Below are 265 nucleotides of genomic sequence, written 5' to 3' on the forward strand. Positions count from 1 at the left end.
CGCAGGTGGCGTTCCATCGCCGCCATCTCGTCCTCGCCTGCGGGCTGGCCCTGGCCGGCATCGCCAGCGCCCAGGCCCAGCAAGCCCCCGCGCAGGATCCCACCACGCTGGACGCGGTCCAGGTCACCGGCATCCGCCACGCGATCGAGACCGCGGTGGAGACCAAGAGCGAATCGACCTCGATCGTCGAGGCCATTTCCGCCGAGGACATCGGCAAGCTGCCGGACATCAGCATCGCCGATTCGATCTCGCGCCTGCCCGGCAT

General features: G+C 69.8%; 1 protein-coding gene. It reads left to right on the forward strand.

Going from position 1 to position 265, the window contains the following annotated elements; all coding sequences use genetic code 11:
* On the forward strand, nucleotides 1-265 hold a 265-nt coding region (locus SB658_RS24615), incomplete at both ends, for a hypothetical protein (protein WP_410603015.1).

This window comes from Bacillus sp. SIMBA_008 (assembly GCF_046535495.1).
Taxonomy (GTDB): domain Bacteria; phylum Bacillota; class Bacilli; order Bacillales; family Bacillaceae; genus Bacillus; species Bacillus subtilis.